16 protein-coding genes are annotated in these 16,520 nt (G+C 74.6%); 9 read left to right on the top strand and 7 right to left on the bottom strand.

Annotated elements, in window-relative coordinates:
• Positions 1-182: 182 nt before the first annotated feature.
• Positions 183-1,085, bottom strand: coding sequence for a DUF3027 domain-containing protein (locus tag ACRWNP_RS04010; protein WP_431959500.1), 903 nt, complete (start codon positions 1,083-1,085; stop codon positions 183-185).
• Between the two features lie 214 nt (positions 1,086-1,299).
• Between ACRWNP_RS04010 and ACRWNP_RS04005 the strand changes: the two genes are divergently transcribed.
• The 4 genes from ACRWNP_RS04005 to ACRWNP_RS03990 all read left to right on the top strand — a co-directional run bounded on the left by ACRWNP_RS04005 (position 1,300) and on the right by ACRWNP_RS03990 (position 4,796).
• On the top strand, positions 1,300-2,679 hold the full coding sequence (locus ACRWNP_RS04005) for an MFS transporter (protein WP_431959499.1): 1,380 nt from the start codon (positions 1,300-1,302) through the stop codon (positions 2,677-2,679).
• Positions 2,680-2,750: 71 nt separating this feature from the next.
• On the top strand, positions 2,751-3,221 hold the full coding sequence (locus ACRWNP_RS04000) for a hypothetical protein (RefSeq protein ID WP_431959498.1): 471 nt from the start codon (positions 2,751-2,753) through the stop codon (positions 3,219-3,221).
• Between the two features lie 16 nt (positions 3,222-3,237).
• A complete protein-coding gene (locus ACRWNP_RS03995; RefSeq protein ID WP_431959497.1) occupies positions 3,238-3,939 on the top strand; it encodes a futalosine hydrolase in 702 nt (233 codons plus the stop codon).
• Positions 3,936-4,796: a 1,4-dihydroxy-6-naphthoate synthase gene (locus tag ACRWNP_RS03990; RefSeq protein ID WP_431959496.1), complete on the top strand. Its 861-nt coding sequence runs from the start codon at positions 3,936-3,938 to the stop codon at positions 4,794-4,796. Before ACRWNP_RS03995 ends, ACRWNP_RS03990 begins: the two co-directional genes overlap by 4 nt.
• 25 nt (positions 4,797-4,821) lie before the next feature.
• Here the strand turns inward: ACRWNP_RS03990 and ACRWNP_RS03985 are convergent, their stop codons facing one another.
• Entirely contained in the window at positions 4,822-5,205 is a 384-nt protein-coding gene (locus ACRWNP_RS03985; protein WP_319161765.1) for a cold-shock protein, read from the bottom strand.
• Positions 5,206-5,390: 185 nt separating this feature from the next.
• Between ACRWNP_RS03985 and ACRWNP_RS03980 the strand changes: the two genes are divergently transcribed.
• Positions 5,391-5,636, top strand: coding sequence for a hypothetical protein (locus tag ACRWNP_RS03980; RefSeq protein WP_431959495.1), 246 nt, complete (start codon positions 5,391-5,393; stop codon positions 5,634-5,636).
• Here ACRWNP_RS03980 and ACRWNP_RS03975 read toward each other — a convergent pair.
• Positions 5,606-6,250: an HAD family hydrolase gene (locus ACRWNP_RS03975; RefSeq protein ID WP_431959494.1), complete on the bottom strand. Its 645-nt coding sequence runs from the start codon at positions 6,248-6,250 to the stop codon at positions 5,606-5,608. The two genes, ACRWNP_RS03980 and ACRWNP_RS03975, sit on opposite strands and share 31 nt — an antisense overlap.
• Before the next feature lie 10 nt (positions 6,251-6,260).
• A complete protein-coding gene (locus ACRWNP_RS03970) occupies positions 6,261-7,109 on the bottom strand; it encodes an HAAS signaling domain-containing protein (RefSeq protein WP_431959493.1) in 849 nt (282 codons plus the stop codon).
• A gap of 312 nt (positions 7,110-7,421) precedes the next feature.
• Here ACRWNP_RS03970 and ACRWNP_RS03965 point away from each other — a divergent pair, with 312 nt between their 5' ends.
• A complete protein-coding gene (locus tag ACRWNP_RS03965) occupies positions 7,422-9,839 on the top strand; it encodes a helicase-associated domain-containing protein (RefSeq protein ID WP_431959492.1) in 2,418 nt (805 codons plus the stop codon).
• 146 nt (positions 9,840-9,985) lie between these two features.
• A complete protein-coding gene (locus ACRWNP_RS03960; protein ID WP_431959491.1) occupies positions 9,986-11,617 on the top strand; it encodes a DNA repair helicase XPB in 1,632 nt (543 codons plus the stop codon).
• Between the two features lie 138 nt (positions 11,618-11,755).
• On the opposite strand, the gene ACRWNP_RS03955 is transcribed toward ACRWNP_RS03960, so the two are convergent.
• A complete protein-coding gene (locus tag ACRWNP_RS03955) occupies positions 11,756-11,929 on the bottom strand; it encodes a hypothetical protein (RefSeq protein WP_431959490.1) in 174 nt (57 codons plus the stop codon).
• Positions 11,930-12,189: 260 nt separating this feature from the next.
• On the opposite strand from ACRWNP_RS03955, the gene ACRWNP_RS03950 reads away from it, so the two are divergent.
• Positions 12,190-14,250 carry a HelD family protein gene (locus tag ACRWNP_RS03950; protein ID WP_431959489.1) on the top strand — a complete coding sequence of 687 codons (2,061 nt, stop codon included), beginning with the start codon at positions 12,190-12,192 and terminating at the stop codon, positions 14,248-14,250.
• Positions 14,251-14,356: 106 nt separating this feature from the next.
• Positions 14,357-14,479, top strand: coding sequence for a hypothetical protein (locus ACRWNP_RS03945; protein ID WP_431959488.1), 123 nt, complete (start codon positions 14,357-14,359; stop codon positions 14,477-14,479).
• 150 nt (positions 14,480-14,629) lie between these two features.
• Here ACRWNP_RS03945 and murQ read toward each other — a convergent pair whose 3' ends face one another.
• Positions 14,630-15,565, bottom strand: coding sequence for an N-acetylmuramic acid 6-phosphate etherase (gene murQ, locus ACRWNP_RS03940; protein WP_431959487.1), 936 nt, complete (start codon positions 15,563-15,565; stop codon positions 14,630-14,632).
• A complete protein-coding gene (locus ACRWNP_RS03935; protein ID WP_431959598.1) occupies positions 15,562-16,458 on the bottom strand; it encodes a MurR/RpiR family transcriptional regulator in 897 nt (298 codons plus the stop codon). Before ACRWNP_RS03935 ends, murQ begins: the two co-directional genes overlap by 4 nt.
• Positions 16,459-16,520 lie beyond the last annotated feature (62 nt).

Raw genomic sequence — 16,520 nt, 5'->3', positions numbered from 1 at the left:
TCAGCGGCCGCAGCCGGGTGTGACCCAGGTTCCTCGACCGGGGTGACCGGCAACCGCCCCGAGGCACGCAGCGCAGCCCAGGCGGCCCGCCAGGAGCCCCGGCGTCCGGGCGGCAGCCCGGGGCCAGGACGCGCGGCGCAGCCCGCCTGGCGCCCGGGGCACCCCGGAACGCCCCGGGGGCGTCAGCTGTGGCCGAGTTCCTCGGCCGGGGTGGTGTCCTCGACGGAGCCGTGGCGGTCGGGGTGGAGGGGGAGCGGCTCGACCGCGGTCTCGTCCAGGACGGGCGGGGCCGGGCGGGGCGTCTTCGGCATCACCGCCGCCTCGGAGTGGGCGCCGCACCCGTAGGCGAGGGAGACGACGCGCCCGTCGGCAGGGGAGAACTCGTTCGCGCAGATACCGAAAGCCTGCCGCAGGGAGCCCGCGATCGGGACGAGGAAACCGCAGGAGACGCACTGGGCGGGGGCGGCCTGGGCCATGGGGGCCTTCGGGCCGTACTCGTCCTCCCAGCGGTCCGCGGCGACGTGCAGCCCGTACCGGGACAGCACGCGCGGCCGGGCCATGCCGATCTCCTCCGCGACGGCGGCGATCGTGCCGACCGTGGGTGCCATCGGCAGGGACGCCGGGGGGCCGCCGGACACGTCCGCGTCCTCGGCCTCGACGAGCTCGGCCATCTCCTCCGAGACCGGCGAGTTCGGCGGCGGGGCGTCCTCCCCGGAGAAGCCGGACTCCAGGCGCAGGTCCTCCGCCTCGGTGGGCAGGAGGTCGCCGGGGCCGAGGTCCCCAGGGCGCAGGCGCTCGCTCCACGGCACCCATTCGGGCGCGAGGACGGCCTCGGGGCCGGGCACGAGGACCGTCTCGTCCAGGGTGATCGCCTTGGCGCGGGAGGCGCGGGTGAGCGTGACCGCCCAGCGCCAGCCGCGATAGGCGGCCTCACGGCAGTCGAAGAGGTGTGTCACGACACGGTCGCCCTCGGCGACCGTCCCCAGGTGCTCGCCGACCGCTTTCGCGCCGAAGGCCTCGACGGCGGCTTCGAGGGCGAGGTCGACCGCCTCGGCGCACAGGCGGTCAGGGGTACGGCTTCGCATCGCAGCACTCACAAGAATCGATTCTCTCCTACGCCGTCTTACGCGTGCGCCGCCGAGGGTCGGGCGGGGCGGTGGCGGAGCGGACCGGAGGACCGCTTCAAACGCTGCCTGCCCGTACGTCCACGGGCGCACCTGATGACTCCATTCTGCGCGATCGCACGCTATCGGTGCGCGCCCCGTTCGGAAAGCCGCCCGGTAGGGCAGACTGGCGAGCGTGGCACGCACAGTGACGTCCGGCCCGGGACCGGTTCGCAGGGCGGGGAACGCCGTCGCGCGCGCCACGCAGCGTACGTCGTCGGCCGTGGTGCGCCGCGTCCGCCGTCACACGCATTCCGGCGGGGCGGGCGAGTCGGGCCTGGCGAAACTGATCGAGCTGCACGCGGTGAACTCGGCCGGCGACATGCTGATCACCGTCGCACTCGCCAGCACGATCTTCTTCTCCGTGCCGACCGGTGAGGCGCGCGGCCGCGTGGCGCTGTACCTGCTGGTCACGATGGCCCCGTTCGCGCTGCTGGCGCCGGTGGTCGGGCCGCTGCTGGACCGCATCCCGCACGGCCGGCGCGCCGCGATGGCGATGTCGATGCTGGCCCGGGCGATCCTGGCCTGGACGATGGCCGGGGTGGTGGCGACCGCCGGACTGGAGCTGTATCCGGCCGCCTTGGGGGTGCTCGTGGCCTCGAAGGCGTACGGCGTGGTGCGCAGCGCGGTGATGCCGCGGCTGCTGCCGGCGCGCACGACGCTGGTGAAGGCGAACTCCCGGGTGAGCCTGACCGGCCTGCTGGCCACCGCCGTGGCGGCGCCGATCGGGGGGCTGCTCCACCTGATCGGGCCGGGCGTGCCGCTGTACGGGGCGTTCGTCGTCTTCGTCTGCGGGACGCTGCTCTCCTTCTCCCTCCCGCACAAGGTGGACTCCGCCAAGGGAGAGGCGCGCGCCGAACTGACCTCGGGCGAGGAGGTCGAGCACCACCGCCTGGGCCGGCAGTGGCGGGAGAAGCGGCCGGGGCTGCGCAGCGTCGGCGGTCCGGTGCTGCACGCCCTGCAGGCCAACGCCTCGCTGCGGGCCCTGTCCGGGTTCCTGACCCTCTTCCTCGCGTTCCTGCTGCGCGAGCATCCGCTGGGCGGCCTGTCGGGGCCGGTGTCGCTGGGCCTGGTCGCCGTGGCGGCGGGCGCGGGCAACGCCTTCGGCACCGCTCTGGGCTCCTGGCTGCGCGCCCGGGGACCGGAGCGGATCATCATCAGCGCGCTGGTCGCCGCCCTGGTGGCGACGTGCGTGGCGGCGGCCTGGTACGGGGTGCTGACCATCGCCCTCGTGGCGGCCGCGGCGGGCATCGCGCAGGCGCTGGGCAAGGTCTCACTGGACGCCCTGATCCAGCGCGACGTGCCGGAGGAGGTGCGCACCTCGGCCTTCGCCCGCTCGGAGACCGCGCTCCAGCTGGCGTGGGTGACCGGCGGCGCCATCGGCATCGTCCTGCCGCTGCACGGCACGCTCGGGATGGCGGTGGCGGCGGCCCTGGTGGCGCTCGGCGTCACCTTCTCGGTCCGCGGCCTGATGACCGGCGCCCGGGGACGGGCGACACGTCCGCGCACGGTGTGAGCACGCGGGGGCGGGGACACGACCGGGCCCCCCGCGTAGCGGGAACGCGACCGCCCGGTAGCCTCACCTTCATGAGCAATCGCCGCCGTGCCGCCGCCCTCGGTGCCGTGTCCCTCGGGCTGATCGCCCTCTCCGCCTGCGAGAAGCCGACCCCCCTGGCGACCGTCACCGTCGGCGACAGGACCGTGACCACCGAGGCCACCAGCAAGTGCTACCTCGACGGGAAGAAGCTGACGGAGCAGGCCTTCCTGGCCTGCCTGCAGGGCAAGCCCGAGAAGACGATCACGGTCCGGCCCGGTGACAAGGTGCGGATCGGTGTCGACCCCGCGATCGCCGAGAAGGGCTGGGTCGTGGCCGCCGGCACCTCCGGCAAGTCGGGGCTGCTGAAGGACACCACCTACCGCTCCTTCGACGCCGAGACCCTGCTCGCCGACGCGCAGACCGGCGCCACGGCCGACGAGGTCACCCTCAACATCATCGAGACCGGCGGCGGCCAGGACTACCTCGGCGTCTGGCAGTTCAAGCTGAAGTCGGCGGGCTGAACCGCCCGCTGACGTCATGACGCCCCGCCTCCTCGTCGTCACCGCCGTCCCCGCGGAACGCGACGCGGTCGTCCGCGGAATCGGCGGCACGGCCGCCGAACGGCCCGTACCCGGTGCCCGTGTCCTGCTGCGCACCGCCCTCGCGGACGTGCTGGCCGCGGGTGTCGGGCCGGCCGCCGCGGCGGCCGGTACGGCGGCCGCGCTCACCGCGGCGCCGTACGCCCTGGTCGTCTCGGCGGGGATCGCCGGCGGCTTCCGCCCCGGCGCGCCGGTCGGTTCGACGGTCGTCGCCGACGTGATCGTCGCCGCCGACCTGGGCGCGGAGGGCCCGGAGGGCTTCCTCCCGGTCGCCGAGCTCGGCTTCGGCACCTCCGAGCACCGTCCGCCCGGACCGCTGTCCCGCCGGGTGGCCGACGTGCTCGGCGCGGCGTACGGGCCGGTCCTGGCGGTGTCGACGGTGACGGGAACGGCCGGGCGCGCCGCCGAACTGGCGCGCCGGCATCCGGGAGCGCTGGCCGAGGCCATGGAGGGCTTCGGCGTCGCGGAGGCGGCCGCGGCGCACGGGCTGCCCGTCCTGGAGATCCGTACGGTGTCCAATCCCGTGGGCCCGCGCGACCGCGCGGCCTGGCGGATCGGGGAGGCGCTCGACGCGCTCGCCGATGCCTTCGCCCGGCTCGGGAAGCAGCCCGCCGTACTCGACGTTGGAGACCGGACATGAGCCAAGAGCGCGCACTGCGGATCGCCTACTCCCCGTGCCCCAATGACACCTTCGTCTTCCACGCCTGGGCGCACGGCCTGGTCCCGGGGGCGCCGCCGATCGACGTGACGTTCGCGGACATCGACATCACCAACGGGATGGCCGAGCGCGGCGAGTTCGACGTCCTGAAGGTCTCGTACGCGGTGCTGCCCTACGTGCTCGACGAGTACGCGCTACTGCCTTGCGGCGGCGCGCTGGGCCGTGGCTGCGGCCCGCTCGTGCTGACCAGGGACGAGGGCACGCGCAAGGGCGCCGACCTGAGCGGGCGCACGGTCGCGGTGCCCAGCGAGCGCTCGACGGCGTACCTGCTGTTCCGGCTGTGGGCGGCCGCCGAAGTGCCGGGCGGCGTCGGGGAGATCGTCGTCCTGCCGTTCCACGAGATCATGCCCGCGGTGCGGGACGGCCGGGTGGACGCGGGGCTCGTGATCCACGAGGCGCGCTTCACCTACCAGGACTACGGGCTGCACAAGCTCGCGGACATGGGCGAGCACTGGGAGCGGACCACCTCCCTGCCCATCCCGCTCGGCGCGATCATCGCCAAGCGGTCCCTGGGAGAGGAGCGGCTGCGCGAGCTGGCGGCCGCGGCCCGCACCTCCGTCCACATGGCCTGGGACGAGCCGGAGGCCTCACGCGGCTACGTCATGGAGCACGCGCAGGAGATGGACCCGAAGGTGGCGGACCAGCACATCGGGCTGTACGTCAACGAGTTCACCTCCGCGCTCGGCGAGGAGGGCTACGCGGCGGTCCGCGGGCTGCTCACCCGGGCCGCGGCCGAGGGGCTGGTGCCGCCCCTCGGTCCGCACGCGCTCGAGCTGTGAGACCGGCCCTGGCCCCGGACGGGGTTCAGACGTCCAGCTGGTCGGCGACGACGCGCAGGACGGATGCGATCTTGTGGCCGTGGGCCTTGTCCGGGTAACGGCCGCGCTGCAGCGAGCGGGCGACGTCCTCCAGGAGCGTGGTCAGGTCCTGCACGATGGGCAGCAGTTCGTCGGGCTTGCGTCGCTGCGCGGCCGCCACGGACGGCGCCGGCTCGAGCAGGGTCACCGAAAGCGCCTGGTCGCCGCGTTGCCCGGCGACCACGCCGAACTCGACTCGTTGCCCCGGCTTCAGCGTGGCCACACCGTCCGGCAGGACGGAGGAGTGCACGAAGACGTCACCGCCGTCGTCGCGGGAGAGGAAGCCGAAGCCCTTCTCGCTGTTGAACCACTTGACCTTGCCGGTAGGCACGTCCGACCTCGTCCTCGCTGTAGACAGAAAAAGCTCTTGGATAGCAAGACAGCGGGTCCCTTGGCAGACCCGCTGCCCATAAGGCTAATGGCCCAGGGGCGTGTGACAAGACTCCGTGGTCCTCCTGCTCCGGCCGCCATCCGGCCGGTGCGCTGCGACTTCCCCCGGCGATCTACCCTGGTGCGGTGACCACCGAAACCCGGAAACCGGGCGATCTCCTCGTGCGCGCCGGCGCCGCCGTCTTCGTCGTCGGCGCACTGGGCACTCTGGCCACCGTGGCCCCGCTCTTCCTGGGATCCGACCCGCTGCCGACCGCCGCCTACCTGGTGTCGATGCTCATGGGCGTCGGCTTCGCGCTGGCCCTGGCCGGGCTGCTGCGCTCCGCGCGGGCGCAGAGCCGTCAGGCGACGGCGCCCGGTTCCGGGAGGTAGGAGGCGAACCAGGCGGGGAACTCCGTCAGGTCGGCCAGCACGACGTCCGCCCCGGCGGCACGCAGTTCGTCCGCCGTGACCGGGCCCGTCGCCACCGCCACGGACAGCGCGCCGGCCGTGCGGGCCCCGACGACGTCCCCCACGTGGTCACCGACGTAGACCGCGGCCCCGTACTCGGTCAGCGCCTCCGCCTTCGCCTCGGCCCACAGCCAGCCGCGCACCTCGTCGACCTCCAGGCCCAGGTGCGTCAGGTGCAGCTTGGCGTTCGGCTCGTGCTTCGCGGTGACCACGACGGCCCGCCCCGCAGCCGCGTGCACGGCGGCGACGGCCTCGCGCGCCCCGGGCATGGCCGGGGTCGGGGCGACGGCGTACTCGGGGTACAGCGCCCGGTAGCGGTCGGCGACCGCGGGGACGTCCTCCGCGGGGAACCAGTGCGCCAGCTCCCAGTCGAGCGGCGGCCCGAGGCGGGTGACGGCGAGCGCGGCGTCGATGAAGACGCCGGTCTCCTCGGCGAGGCGCTCGTACGTCGCCTTGATGCCGGGACGCGAGTCGATCAGGGTCATGTCGAGGTCGAAACCGACCGTTACCGGGAATGTCGGCTGGGAAGCGGGCATGGCAGCCACTCTAACGAGGCCGCCGGCCGGCCCTGGCCCCCCGCCAGAGCAGGAAGGCGGCGGAAGCGACGGCCGCGATCCGCGCGACCGTGGGCAGCGCGTCGCTGATCGCGGAGTCCAGGCCGCCCTCGGGGATCGGCTCGCCCCACCGCCCGGCGAAACGGCCCCAGATCCAGATCAGCGCGGCCGCGGCGGTCAGCCCCGGCAGGCCCAGCGCCGCGAACCGGGACGCGCGGCGGGACAGGCGGCGCGAGCCGTACGCCACGGCCCAGCCGGCGAGGAGGGCGATCCAGGACCCCAGGACGGCGCCGGCGAGCAGCAGGAGCGCGGCGACGGTCTCCAGGAGGCCGGCCCGCCACCGCCACGGCCTGCGGCGTCGGCCCGCGGGTTCCTGCTGCTCGTCCTGCCCGGCCTGCTCGTCTTCGGGATCCGCTTCCGCTTCCGCTTCCGCTTCGGCGCCCGGGTCCGTCTCGGGGGTGAGGGGGATGATCAGGCCGCCGGTCATGCCGGGCAGCCCGGCCAGTTCGTCCCCCGGCAGGAGCTCGCGTGACGGGGACTGCGTGCGCCGGCCGGGAAGCCGCCACCACTCCGGCTCCGCCGGTGCGGGGCCAGGCGGGGTGCGGGGCGCGGGCACGCCGGTGGCGGCCTCCTCCTGCACCACCTGGTCCGGGGCGCCCAGCCGGCCCAGGATCCGGCGCACCACGGCGGGGTTGTCGCTGCCGTGCCGCTCCCGGTCGATGTCCTCGCGCAGGCGTGCTACGAGGTCCCGGCGGCGGTCCGCCGGGAGGGCCGTCTGTGCCAGGTCCCCCACCTTGCTGAGGTAGTCCAGAACCAACCGATCGCTCTCCGCCGCACCCATGCGCCGAAGCTACCCCCCTCCGGGACCGCTCATGAGATTTGTGGGCGGTCCGATCCGTGCACGCCCGGGGTGCGTGGGCAGGCGTGGGGCCACCCCCAGCGGCGGCCGGGCAAGGGACGACGCGCCGCACCCGCGCGGTACCGCGCGAGCCACCCCCAGCCCGGCGGCTGGAAGGCACCCCCACGCGTGCACGCCGGTGGGGGCACCTCCCAGCGGCGGCCGGGGGAGGGACGACTGTCCGCGACCCCGGGGACGGAGGTGCGCGTGCGCCCACGGGCCCCAGGCGGACCCGCCAGGGCTAATGTGGGGGAGATGAGCACTGACGGCCCCGCGGCGGCGCCGCGCACGCTCGCGGATGATCTGCGCGCCCGCGGCGACGACGCGCTGACCGCACTGCTCCGGGCGCGCCCGGACCTGCTGAACCCGGTCCCGAACGACCTATCGCAGTTGGCGACCCGCGCCGGCACCCGTGCCTCCGTCGTCCGCGCCCTCGAACGCCTGGACCGGTTCACGCTGCAGACAGCGGAGGCGCTGGCCGTCGCGCCGGACGGCGCCCCGTGCGACGTGCTCGCCGCGCTGATGGGCCCCGAGGCGGCGCAGGCGCTGCCCGGCGCCGTGGCGACGCTGCGGGCGCAGGCACTGCTGTGGGGCGAGGACGACCGGCTGCGCCTGGTGCGCACCGCGCGCGACATCCTGGCCCCGGCCGCGGGGAGCCCGTCGCCGACCGGCCTCGGGCCGACCGTGGCCGAGGCGACGTCCGGCATGTCGCCGACGCGGTTGCAGCAGATCCTCACGGTGGCCGGCCTGCCTCCGACGCACGACCCGGTGAGCGCGGTGGGGGCGTTGACGGCGCTGTTCGCCGACCGTCGCCGGATGGCGGCGCTGCTCGACGGGGCGCCCCCGGAGGCCGGTGCGGTGCTGCGCAGGCTGACGTGGGGCCCGCCGTACGGGGAGGTCGCCGACGTGTCGGTGCCGCCGCCCCCGGTGGCCTGGCTGCTGGAGCGGGGGCTGCTGCTGCCGGCCGGGGCGCGCAACGTCGTGCTCCCCCGCGAGGTGGCCCTGCACCTGCGCGAGGGCAGGGCGCACCGCGCTCCCGAGCCGGTCGCCCCGGCAGTGGAGCCGAAGGAACACGATCCACAGGCTGTGGACAGGACCGCCGCGGGTCAGGCCTTCACGGCGGTCCGCACGGTCGAGGAGCTGCTGAAGCAGTGGGAGACGGGCGGCCCGCCGGTGCTGCGCGCGGGCGGGCTGAGCGTGCGGGACCTCAAGCGGGTGGCCACGGCGCTGGACGTGCCCGAGCCGCTGGCCGCGTTCTGGCTGGAGCTGGCGTACGCCGCCGGCCTGGTCGCCTCGGACGGGGAGGTGGACGAGGCCTACGCGCCCACCCCCGCGGCCGACGCGTGGCTGGCGCTGCGCGCCGAGGACCGGTGGGCGGCCCTGGTCACGGCGTGGCTGGCCGCCACCCGCGTGCCGGGCGTCGTCGGCACGCGGGACGCGAAGGGCCGCGCGCTGGCCGCCCTCGGGCCCGACCTGGACCGTTCGCTCGCCCCGGAGGTGCGCCGGCGGACGCTGGAGCTGCTGGCCGCGCTGCCCGAGGGCGCCTCGGCCGAACAGGACGCGCTGCTGGCCCGGCTGCGCTGGGAACGCCCGTTGCGGGGCGGCGCCGCGATGGACCCGCTCCGCGCCGACCTCGTCCGCTGGACGGTGACGGAGGCGGAACTGCTGGGCGTCACCGGCCGCGGCGCGCTGTCGGCGCACGGCCGTGCGCTGCTGCGGCGTTCCGCGGACGCGGCGGCCGTGCTGCTCGGGCCGTTGCTGCCGGAGCCCCTGGACCATGTGCTGCTCCAGGCGGATCTGACGGCGGTCGCGCCGGGCCCGCTGCAGCCGCACCTCGCCGAGACCCTGCACGTCCTGGCGGACGTGGAGTCCAAGGGCGGCGCGACCGTCTTCCGCTTCACCCAGGGGTCGGTGCGCCGGGCGCTGGACGCCGGCCGGACCGCCGCGGACCTGCACGCCTTCCTCGCCGCGCACTCGCGCACGCCCGTGCCGCAGCCGCTGAGCTACCTCGTGGACGACGTCGCCCGCCGGCACGGCCGGCTGCGCGTGGGCGCGGCCTCGGCGTACGTGCGCTGCGACGACGACGCGCTGCTGAGCGAGCTGCTCGCCGACCGCCGGGCGGCGGGCCTCGGGCTGCGCCGCCTCGCGCCGACGGTGCTTGCGGCGCAGAGCGATCCGGCGACGCTGCTGGAGCGGCTGCGGGCGATGGGCCACGCGCCGGCGGCCGAGTCCGCCGAGGGCGATGTACTGATCACCCGCGCGGACGCCCGGCGCACCCCGCCGCGCAGCGCGCCGGTGCCCGTGGTGGACGGGCCGCCGACCCCGGACGGGACCCTGCTCGGGGCGGCCGTGAAGGCGATCAGGGCCGGTGACCGGGCCTCGACCGCGGTCCGCAGGGAGCCCGCGGACCGTCCGGGCGCGGGCGGCGACGGCCGGCTGCCGCGCACGGCGGCGGCCGAGACGCTGGCGACGATGCAGGCGGCGGTGCTGACCGGCGAGTCGGTGTGGATCGGCTACGTCAACGCGGAGGGCGCGGCGAGCCAGCGCGTGATCGGCCCGATGCGGGTGGAGGGCGGGTTCGTCACCGCGTACGACCACACCGCCGACGAGGTCCGCACCTTCGCGCTGCACCGGATAACCGGTGTGGCCGAGCTGGCCGACGACCCGGCGTGACCCGGCCCGCGCCCAGGGGCCCGGCCGTGGGGCGGAACGGGTATCGATCCCGGGGACCGGGGCGTTTCCCTCCGGGGATGGGGGACCATGGATAGTTCAGCCCGGCCCCTGTCCCGGTCCCGGCCCGCCCCTTCGCGGAGGTTTGTGTGTCCTGCCTGATCGTCCAGAGCGACAAGACCCTGCTCCTGGAGGTCGATCACGAGCTCGCCGACGCGTGCCGGCGTGCCATCGCCCCCTTCGCGGAACTCGAGCGCGCGCCCGAGCACATCCACACCTACCGGATCACGCCGCTGGGGCTGTGGAACGCCCGCGCCGCCGGGCACGACGCGGAGCAGGTCGTGGACGCGCTCGTGCAGTTCTCCCGCTACCCGGTGCCGCACGCGCTGCTGGTGGACGTCGCCGAGACGATGGCCCGTTACGGCCGGCTGACGCTGAGCAAGCACCCGGCGCACGGGCTGGTGCTGACCACCACGGACCGGCCGGTGCTGGAGGAGATCCTCCGCTCGAAGAAGGTCACGCCGCTGGTGGGCGCCCGGCTCGACCCCGACACGGTGGTCGTCCACCCCTCCGAGCGCGGCCAGATCAAGCAGGTGCTGCTGAAGCTGGGCTGGCCCGCGGAGGACCTGGCCGGCTACGTGGACGGCGAGGCGCACCCGATCGAGCTGGACCAGAACGGCTGGAAGCTCCGCCCCTACCAGGAGCAGGCGGTGGAGGGCTTCTGGCACGGCGGCTCCGGCGTGGTCGTGCTGCCCTGCGGCGCCGGCAAGACGCTGGTGGGCGCGGGCGCGATGGCGCAGGCGAAGGCGACGACCCTGATCCTGGTGACGAACACGGTCTCCGCCCGCCAGTGGAAGCACGAACTGGTGAAGCGGACCTCACTGACCGAGGACGAGATCGGCGAGTACAGCGGCACCCGCAAGGAGATCCGCCCGGTCACCATCGCCACCTACCAGGTGCTGACGACCAAGCGGAAGGGCGTCTACCCGCACCTGGAGCTCTTCGACTCCCGCGACTGGGGCCTGATCGTCTACGACGAGGTGCACCTGCTGCCGGCGCCGGTCTTCAAGTTCACCGCGGATCTCCAGGCCCGCCGCCGGCTCGGCCTGACGGCGACGCTGGTGCGCGAGGACGGCCGCGAGTCGGACGTCTTCTCGCTGATCGGTCCCAAGCGCTTCGACGCGCCGTGGAAGGAGATCGAGGCGCAGGGCTACATCGCGCCCGCCGACTGCGTGGAGGTGCGGGTCAACCTGACCGATTCCGAGCGGCTGGCGTACGCGACCGCGGAGCCGGAGGAGAAGTACCGCTACTGCGCCACGACCGAGACCAAGCGCAAGGTCACCGAGGCGCTGGTGGCCAAGCACCGCGGGCAGCAGACACTGGTGATCGGCCAGTACATCGACCAGCTCGACGAGCTGGGCGAGCACCTGGACGCGCCGGTGATCAAGGGCGAGACGACGAACGCGCAGCGCGAGAAGCTCTTCGACGCCTTCCGGCAGGGCGAGATCTCGGTGCTCGTGGTCTCCAAGGTGGCCAACTTCTCGATCGACCTGCCGGAGGCGACGGTCGCCATCCAGGTCTCGGGCACCTTCGGGTCCCGTCAGGAGGAGGCCCAGCGCCTGGGCCGGGTGCTGCGGCCGAAGGCGGACGGCCACGAGGCCCGCTTCTACTCCGTGGTCGCCCGCGACACCATCGACCAGGACTTCGCCGCACACCGGCAGCGGTTCCTGGCCGAGCAGGGGTACGCCTACCGCATCGTCGACGCGGACGAGCTGCTCTAGCCGGTTCCAGCCGAATTCCGGCAACAGGGGCAGTCGCCTCGACAGCCGCACACTGATTCGCCCGGCTTGGCGACGGGAACGACTTCACGGCCTTGGCTCTCGATCTGGGCGCCGCGCCCCTCCGGCCGGCCCGCCGCGTCAGTCGCGCGCGGCGGTGCCTTCCTGGCCCAGCACCACGACCCGGAAGGCCGTGGCGAGGAAGACCCGGACCGCGCGCAGGGCATCCCCGACGGGGTGGACCGGATGCCGGTGCCCGGCGTCCTCGGCGATGGCGGTGCTGCCGCGGACGCGGGAGACCACTGGTCGTGCCATGCCCCCAATGTACGCATGTGTGACGCTTTGGGCAGAGGTCCGGGCCGCGGGCGGGGAGAAATCGGTTAGCGCCTCCCGCCGCGCAGGCGTAAGATCCTGCGTCTTGCCGCCCGCCCCCCTGGGGGACGGTGCCACCGACCGGACGGAAACCGGTCGGCCCGAGTCGTGATCCGTATCAGGACAGCGCCCCGCCCCGCGCCCCCGTGCGCGCCGGTCCGGGGCCGGCTGAGCCATGCCCTACGTGCCGCCGGAGGCAACCCGTGCCAGGGGAACATTCCCTCACCGCCGACAATCCGCTCGACCGCGAACGCGCCCACCTCGCCGCGTCCCGTTCCGCCCTGCGCGCGATGCGCGCCGACGTCGAGGCCCTCGACATCCGGGACGTGACCGCCAACTGGGTGAACGCGGAAGTGCTGCAAACCGAGATCGACGCCCGCATCAAGGCGCTCGCCGATCTGGCGCACACCCCGCTCTTCTTCGGCCGCCTCGACTACCAGGAGGGAGACGCCTTCGGCGGGGAGGAGGTGGGCCACCGCTTCTACATCGGCCGCCGCCACGTCCACGACGCGGACGGCGACCCCATGGTCATCGACTGGCGCGCACCCGTCTCCCAGCCTTTCTACCGGGCCTCACGCACCGACCCGCAGGACGTCGCGCTGCGGCGCCGCTTCGGCTACACCGGCGGGGAGCTGACCGCGTACGAGGACGAGCACCTCACCGACCCGGACGAGGCGCAGACCTCCAGCAAGCTGCTCCAGCAGGAGATCGAGCGGCCGCGCGTCGGCCCGATGCGGGACATCGTGGCCACCATCCAGCCCGAGCAGGACGAGATCGTCCGCGCCGAGGTCGGCGGCACGGTCTGCGTGCAGGGGGCGCCCGGCACCGGGAAGACCGCCGTCGGCCTGCACCGGGTGGCGTACCTGCTCTACGCGCACCGCGAGCGGCTGGCCCGCTCCGGCACCCTCGTCGTCGGCCCCAACGCGTCCTTCCTGCACTACATCGAGCAGGTACTGCCCGCGCTGGGCGAGCTGAGCGTCAAGCAGGCCACGGTCGACGACCTGGTCGCCCATGTCCCGGTCAGGGGCACCGACTCGGCGGCCGCCGCCGGTATCAAGGGCGACGCGCGCATGGCCGAGGTGCTGCGGCGCGCGGTCCGCTCCGGCATCCGGATGCCCACCGAGCCGGTGGTCGTGGTGCGCGGCTCGCGCCGCTGGCGCGTGCCCGCCCACGAACTGGAGGAGCTGGTCCGCGAGCTGATGGAGCGTGACATCCGCTACGGCGCCGCCCGGGAGGCGCTGCCGCAGCGGATCGCGCACGCCGTGCTGGTCCGGATGGAGGCGGCCGGCGAGGCCCCCGACGACCGGGTGCAGGACGCGGTCGCGCGCAACACGGCGGTCAAGGCGGCCGTGAAGGAGATGTGGCCGCCGGTGGACCCGGCGAAGACGGTGCTGCGGCTGCTGTCCGACCCGCAGTTCCTGGCCGCGTGCGCGGAGGGCGTGCTGGCCGAGGAGGAGCAGAAGGAGATCCTCTGGGAGAGGCCCGCCCGCTCGGCCGCCTCCGCGAAGTGGTCGGCCGCCGACGCCGTGCTCGTCGACGAGGCCCACGACCTGGTGCACCGCACGGCCTCGCTCGGCCACGTCGTGCTGGACGAGGCCCAGGACCTCTCCCCCATGCAGTACCGGGCGGTGGGCCGCCGCTGCTCCACCGGCTCCGCTACCGTGCTCGGCGACATCGCCCAGGGCACCACCCCGTGGGCGACGGGGACCTGGGAGGAGGCGCTGGAGCACCTGGGCAAGCCGGGTTCGCGGATCGAGGAGCTGACCCAGGGCTTCCGCGTCCCGCTGGAGGTCATCGCCTACGCGTCCCGGCTGCTGCCGGAGATCGCCCCCGGGCTGAAGGAGGCGACCTCCGTCCGGGAGAACCCCGGCGCCTTCTCGGTGACCGAGGTCCCGGCGGACGGGTTGACCGCGGCCGTGCTGGACGCCTGCCGGCGGGCACTGGACCGCGAGGGGTCCATTGGCCTGATCGCGGCCGACGCGCGCCTGCCCGCGCTGACGGAGGCGTTGACGGCGGCCGGGCTGCCGTACCTGTCCCCGGGTCAGGAGACCACGCCCGACGTGCGGCTCACCCTCGTCCCCGCCTCCCTGGCCAAGGGCCTGGAGTACGACTACGTGGTCCTGGACGAGCCCGCCGCGATCGTCGACGGCGAGCCCGACGAGCGCACCGGCCTGCGCCGCCTGTACGTCGCGCTCACCCGCGCCGTCTCGGGCCTGGCCGTCCTGCACGCGGCGCCCCTGCCGGAGGCGCTGCGGCTACCCTGAGGAGACTCCTGCACCCGGAGGTGGCACGCGTGCGCACAGTGATCGGGGTGGACGCGCTTCTCCGAGAGGCCGCGGACGTACGGGGCACCACGACGAAACGGCGACGGTGGGCGGAGCGCCGGCGGAGTTCGTGGCCGCCGCCGAACGGCGGCGGTTCCTGGAGATGCTCGACGAGGGTGCTTTCGACGACCTCGCGGATGCCGAGGTGACGGCGGACGCATGGCGGTGACCCGGTACGGATCTGCTGATCGCCGCCACCGCCGAGCAGGACCGGGTCACCGTCCTGCACCGCCGCGGCCGTGACGAATCAGCCGGTCCAATGGGTCGTACCGCCCAGCTCGGCCGACTGACGGCGCGGAAGACGAGAAACCGCGCGGCCTCAGGCGTGGCCGCCCGGCGCGGCCGCGAGCAGCGCCGCACGCAGATGGCCGTCCGACTCCGCCAGGAGCCGGGCGGCCGTCGGGCCGTCCACGCCGCCGAGGACGACGAGGACGGCGTTCTTGACCTCGCCGCCGGCGGCGGTGAGGGCGGCCTCGATCTCGTCGTCGGGCGCGCCGGTGGCCAGGGCCACGATCCGCCGGGACCGGGCGCGCAGCTTGTCGTTGGAGGCGCGGACGTCGACCATCAGGTTCCCGTAGGTCTTGCCCAGCCTGATCATGGTGATCGTCGACAGCATGTTGAGGACGAGCTTCTGGGCCGTGCCCGCCTTCAGCCGGGTGGATCCGGTGAGGAACTCCGGGCCCGTGACGACCTCGATGCCGTGGTCGGCCGCGGCGGCCAGCGCGGATCCCGGGTTGCAGGACAGTCCGACGGTCAGGGCGCCCAGGGCGCGGGCGTGTTCCACGGCCCCCACGGCGTACGGGGTGCGGCCGGAGGCGGAGACGCCGACCACGCTGTCGTCCGGGCCGATCCCGAGGGCGTCCAGGTCGGCGGCGGCCAGTTCCTTGCTGTCCTCGGCACCCTCGACGGCGTCCACGATCGCCGTGGGCCCCCCCGCGATGATCCCGCTGACCTGGCCCGGCGCGGTGTTGAAGGTGGGCGGGCACTCACTGGCGTCGAGCACGCCGAGCCGTCCCGCTGTGCCCGCGCCCGCGTAGACCAGGCGCCCGCCGCGGGCCATGCGCGCGGCGATGCCGTCGACGGCGGCGGCGATGGCGGGCAATCGCTCCGCCACCGCGGCCGGGACGGTGGCGTCCTCGCCGTTCATCAGCCGGGCGATGTCGAGCGTCGGGAGCCGGTCGACCTCGGCGAGCTCGGCGCGGAAGGCCTCGGTGGCGAGGTGGTCCAGCTCGCGACGGAGCTCGGCGTGCGTCATTGCGGGTGGTTCCTTCGCGGGCGGTGGCGGTGGGCGAGGGCTTCGTACGAGGCGGACAGCGCCGGGGCGGCGGTGTCGTAGGTGCGCTGGGCGACCCCGACGAACAGGCAGTCCACCACGAGCAGCTGGCTGGTGCGGCTGGCCATGGCGGCCGGGCGCAGTTCGCTCTCCCGGCCGCTGGAGGTGAGCAGCACGTGGTCGGCGTACTGGGTGACGGTGCCGTCCGCCCGGCCGGTCACGGCGATCGTGGTGGCGCCCCGGTCGAAGGCGGCGCGCAACGGCTCGACCACGTCGTGGGTGTGACCGGAGTGCGTGATGGCCACGGCGACGTCGCCCTGGCGCAGCTGGACCGCGTTGGTGAGGGTGAGGTGCGGGTCGCCCAGGGCGTGCGCCACCAGGCCGATCCGCAGCAGCTTCTGCACCAGGTCCTGGGCGACCAGACTGGACGCCCCTATCCCGTAGACGTCGATGCGGCGGGCGGCGGCCAGCGCGCCCACGGCCGCCTCCAGCTGGGCCACGTCCAGCTGGGCGGCGGTGCCGGCCAGGCACCGCTGCTCGTCCAGCGCGAGTTTGGTGACCACGTCGGCCAGCGGGTCGTCCACCGCGATGTCCGGGGTGACGGCGGGCGGGACCCCCGCCTCCTCGCGGGCTGCCAGCGCGGCCAGCGCGAGCCGCAGGTCCCGGTAGCCGGGGTAGCCCAGCAGCCGGGCGGTGCGCACCACGGTGGCCTCGCTCGTTCCCGTACGGGCCGCGAGCGCCGTCACGGTCAGCCGGGAGCAGCCCGCCGGGTCCGCGGCCACGGCCTCCGCGACGCGCTGCATCGACCTGGTCATGGACGGGGCCAGGGTCCTGACCTTGGCGGCCAGCCCTCCGGCGTTGAAGGTTTCCTTCATCTTCTCGGCCACGGACGAAAGCTATTTTCAGCACCTGACGGCGTCAAGAACGCCCCCCACGG

The sequence above is a fragment of the Actinacidiphila sp. bgisy160 genome, from assembly GCF_965342435.1.
Classification (GTDB): Bacteria; Actinomycetota; Actinomycetes; order Streptomycetales; family Streptomycetaceae; genus Actinacidiphila.
This window is presented reverse-complemented; position numbering and strand designations above follow the sequence as displayed.